6 protein-coding genes are annotated in these 4,231 nt (G+C 60.1%); 4 read left to right on the top strand and 2 right to left on the bottom strand.

Features of this window, described 5'->3' with window-relative positions; all coding sequences use genetic code 11:
• Positions 1 to 789 (top strand): Gfo/Idh/MocA family protein (locus ACYVDE_RS15890; RefSeq protein WP_460502525.1); only part of this gene is annotated, 789 nt, incomplete at its 5' end.
• A gap of 120 nt (positions 790 to 909) precedes the next feature.
• Here the strand turns inward: ACYVDE_RS15890 and ACYVDE_RS15885 are convergent.
• Positions 910 to 1,107 carry a hypothetical protein gene (locus tag ACYVDE_RS15885; protein WP_460502524.1) on the bottom strand — a complete coding sequence of 66 codons (198 nt, stop codon included), beginning with the start codon at positions 1,105 to 1,107 and terminating at the stop codon, positions 910 to 912.
• Here ACYVDE_RS15885 and ACYVDE_RS15880 point away from each other — a divergent pair, their 5' ends adjacent.
• Positions 1,108 to 1,968 (top strand): hypothetical protein, encoded by an 861-nt coding sequence (locus tag ACYVDE_RS15880; protein ID WP_460502523.1) that lies wholly within the window; start codon positions 1,108 to 1,110, stop codon positions 1,966 to 1,968.
• A 225-nt stretch (positions 1,969 to 2,193) separates the two neighbouring features.
• A complete protein-coding gene (locus ACYVDE_RS15875) occupies positions 2,194 to 2,697 on the top strand; it encodes a TlpA family protein disulfide reductase (RefSeq protein ID WP_460502522.1) in 504 nt (167 codons plus the stop codon).
• Between the two features lie 7 nt (positions 2,698 to 2,704).
• On the opposite strand, the gene ACYVDE_RS15870 is transcribed toward ACYVDE_RS15875, so the two are convergent.
• On the bottom strand, positions 2,705 to 3,640 hold the full coding sequence (locus ACYVDE_RS15870; protein ID WP_460502521.1) for a DUF3078 domain-containing protein: 936 nt from the start codon (positions 3,638 to 3,640) through the stop codon (positions 2,705 to 2,707).
• A 245-nt stretch (positions 3,641 to 3,885) separates the two neighbouring features.
• Between ACYVDE_RS15870 and ACYVDE_RS15865 the strand changes: the two genes are divergently transcribed.
• Positions 3,886 to 4,231: BLUF domain-containing protein (locus ACYVDE_RS15865; RefSeq protein WP_460502520.1), on the top strand; the 346-nt coding region annotated here is incomplete at its 3' end.

Genomic DNA, 4,231 nt, shown 5'->3' with positions numbered 1-4,231 from the left:
AACGGCCTGCACGCGGCGCAGGCGGTGGCCGGGCTGCGCGCGGGCCTGCACGTCGTCATCGAAAAGCCCATTGCCCTACATGTGGCCGATGCCGAAGCCATCGTGGCCACGGCCTGCGAAACCGGCCGGCTGGCCTTTGGTGTGATGCAGAACCGCTACTCACCTCCGGCGGCATGGCTGAAGCAGGTGGTGGACGAAGGCCGGCTGGGCCGCGTGTTTCTGGTGCAGCTGAACTGCTTCTGGAACCGCGACGCGCGCTACTACCGCCCCGGCGGCTGGAAGGGCACGCAGGCCCTCGACGGCGGCACGCTCTTCACCCAGTTCAGCCACTTCGTCGACTTGCTGTACTGGGTGTTCGGCGACGTAACCAACCTCGCTGCCCGCTTCCGCGACTTCACCCACGCGGGCCTCACCGAGTTCGAAGACAGCGGCCTCGTCACTTTCGACCTTGTGCGCGGCGGCAGCGGCACGCTCAGCTACAGCACCGCCGTGTGGGACCGCAACCTCGAAAGCTCCCTCACCGTGGTGGCCGAGCGCGGCAGCCTGCGCATCGCCGGCCAGTATATGGACAAAGTGGAATACTGCCACATCCAGGACTACCAGATGCCGGCGCTCGCCCCCACTAACCCGGCCAACAACTACGGCGCCTTCCAGGGCTCGGCCGCCAACCACGTGCAGGTGATTGAAAACGTGGTGGACACCATCCAGCAGCGTAGCCACGCCACCACCAACGCCGCCGAAGGGCTGAAAGTGGTGGAAATAATCGAGCGGATTTACGCGCTGCGCTGACGGATTTCGACGCTCTGCCCCTACCTTGGCTTCGGCCACGGCCGTGCCCAGTTGCACTGCGCGTTTGCTTCTACCCGTCCCATGCAAACCCCGATTTTCCGCAGCCATTTCGGCTGGCTGCTACTGGCAGGTTTCTCCTGCCTGCAATGTTCTGCCCCCGCCAAAAAGCATCCTCTGATTGCGGGCCCCCAGGTACCAGCCGAATGGATTGAGCAGGTGCGCCGGTACGATTACAAGCACGACAACCTGCCACTGCTCAAGCAATTTGAGCAGTTCATCAAACCCGATACCCTGGACGGGGAAAGCGAGTACCCACACGTGGGCAAAGGCATCATGGAACCTGGCCCGGCGGCCGAGCTGACGCCGCTGTTTGCGAATCTGGACGAGGAGCCGGGCGAGGAGCTGCTGGGGATTCTGCGGTATGCCCGGCGCGACCCCACGCTGTTCGTTTGTAAAAAAATTGCCGGCGACTGGTACCTGCTGCACCACGAATCCATTTTTGTGCACAACGAGGAGCCGGAATTGGTGCTCGTGAACAACCGGTCGGCCAACAAGCTGTTCTACGCCCGTTTTTTGCAGGAAAGCGGCTCGGGCATTCACCGGAATTCATACCGGTTCTACAAGCTCATCCACAACCAGGTGCAACTGTGCCTGGAGCTTCCCAACCATAGCCTCATTTACGGCTGGGGCGCGGCTATGAACCAAGAGATTGAGTTAAAACTCCAGTTCGCCAGCACACAGGACGACAGCTTTCAGGCAACTTACCGCTATTCGTTTTTTCCGGGGGCCGTATTCAAACAGGACGTGCCGTGGGCCGCGCATCCGGAAATCCCGCTTATTCAAGGCGAGGACAATGTCTATTACCAATGGAATGACACGACGCGCACTTATCAGCTTGAAGATTTGCCGTACGCGTATGGTGACTCTGTTAACCTGACCGCAAGTAAAATTGCCACGTTTGGTAATTTTGGTAACGATTCCCTCTTTGTCCGGGCTTTTGCCTACGAAATCAGGCAGGCCGCGCAACACGGCACGCCCCAGGTGCGCTGGCTTTTGAAGGCCTATTTGCATTCAATAAAAAACCAGCAAAGACCAACCGTGCCTTCGGGCGAGGTGGAGCTGAAAAAGGAGGTAAACGGCACCCGGTTTTTTGGCCCCCGGCCCCCGGCAGCCCGCTAGCAGCCCCTAAGCTGGCGCTGCCCATGCTGGCAGAGGCGGAGGCTTCCTGAACGGCTGTGCGCGGACCCGACCAGCCGAATTTTACCATGGTAGCTGCCTGCGTGCGCGAAGCCGCAATTTGCTATTTGCCTCTTTCCAAACCGACTGAGGATATTCGTGCGCTAAATTGGCCGATTATCGCCCCAACAGGCTGTAGCCGGCACACCGTTCTCCTTTTCCCTTGCCATGAAAAACTACTGGTTCCTCGGGTTGCTGCTGCTGTGCAGCCTTCGTTCGTTTGGGCAAGCGCCCGAAGTACAGGTGGGCCAGGTTGCGCCGGCTTTCACGGTGCAGAACGATGCCGGTACCGTGCGCTCTGCCGATTTGAAGGGCAAAATCGTACTCATCAACTTTTTCGCTACCTGGTGCGGGCCTTGCATGCAGGAGTTGCCCCACGTGCAGGAACTGCAGCAGCGCTACCACAACAATTCAAAATTTGCACTGCTGGTAATTGGGCGCGAGCACTCACAGGCCGAGATTACGGCCTTCAAAACCCAGAAAAAATTCGACCTGCCGTTTTACCCCGACGAAAAGCGGACCGTCTATTCGCTCTTTGCCTCGGAGTACATTCCCCGCAACTACCTGCTCGATGCCGAAGGCCGGGTGGTGTACACTTCAGTGGGGTTTTCGCAGGTCGAGTTCGACAAAATGGCCGGCAAAATAGCCGAGCTACTGCAAGCAGCTCGTTAGGCGGCCCTTACTTCTTCGCGTCCACGTAGTTCTGGAAGGCGTAGGCCACGCCCAGCGTGAGGCCCTGCGAGTACTGCACGCCGGAGTCCTGGTCAAAATCGTAGAGGGCGATGCCGTTCACGGCCACGTTCACGTACTTGCCCACTTTGGCGGTGAGGGCCACGTCGAGGCGGTGGTCGATTTCGCGGAAATTCAGGTTCTTATAATTGGCAAACAGCAGGTAGCGGGCTTTCAGGTTGACGTTGGCGCTCAGGTTTTTGTCGAATTCGGCCAGCACCTGCGCGGCCAGCACTTCGAAGCGGGTGCTGTGGCCGGGGTTCACGCCGTAGGGCGTCTGGCCGGGCTCGGTGATGAAGCGCTCGACGCCGCGCACCACCGTGAGGCGCGGCGCAAAGGGCGCCAGCCGCACGTGGAAATAAGTGGCTGGGTGGTACTCAAACCCGTAGGCCGCGGTGATGAACGCCGGCGCAAAGAAGCCGGACGTGAGCGTAGCGCGCGGGTTACCAGCGGCGTCGGTGTCGTACTTGTAGCCGGGCGCGAACTGGGTGAGCAGGTTCAACGACAAAAACATGTCCCAGCGCGTGTTCAGGGCGCGGCCGTATTTGGTGTCGAGGTACAGCCGGTCCTGCCCCTTGCGGTATCCGAGGCCCTTGGTTTGGGCGAAGGCAAACAGAAAATCAGCCTCGTTATCGAAGCTGTGCGGACCCACTTTGCGGTTGGCCTTGGCGTTGAGCAGGGCGTTGAACCCGATGGTCGTTACGCCGCCCCCCTTCCAGTTCGAGCTCAGGGCCGACTCGTTCAGCCCCGCCCCGGTTTTGAACGACTTGTGCCAGGCCGGGTCGGGCGCGGGGGCGGGCGGCGTGGGGGCCGGAATGATGGCGGGCGTGGTTTGGGCCACGGCGGCGGGCGCAGCCAGTAGCAGCGCCAGGGCAAGTTGTTTCATAGCGGAGGGATGAGCAGCAAAGTAATGAACCCTGAGAAATGTACGCCCTCTTGGCTGCAATTGCAGCAATTAACCAATATTCGTTTTTCATCATAATAATTTTATTCCAGCATAATATTTTCTTTTTAATATTTTCACTAATATTGTTGCCCTCGGAGTCATCCGAGCCCGGCCCCAATTACTCTTCCAGCGGCTGGCTACCGGTCTTTTGTTCGTCACGCAACCGCTTATTCCCGTTGCCGCCTATGAGCACATACCAACTCCTTTACCAAAGCTATTCGCTCATCCCCTTCGAAACCCACGAGCTGGATGCGCTGCTGGCCAGTGCCCGCGCCCGCAACCAGCGCCGCGGCCTTAGCAGCATCCTGCTCTACACCCCCGACGGCCGCTTTCTGCAGCTCCTCGAAGGCCCGCGCGAGGCCGTGCGTGAGCTGTATTACCAGCACCTCGTGCACGACCCGCGCCACTACCACTGCCAGGTGCTGAGCGAAGGCCCCAGCGACACCCCCAGCTTCGCGGGCTGCGCCATGGATTTTTTCCCGGCTCAGGCCCAGGATTTGCGCCGCCTGCTGGCCCCGGTGCCGGTGCCCG

The organism is Hymenobacter agri (genome assembly GCF_054778495.1).
Note: the sequence above shows the minus strand (reverse complement) of the source record. Positions and strands in the feature narration are given on the sequence as shown.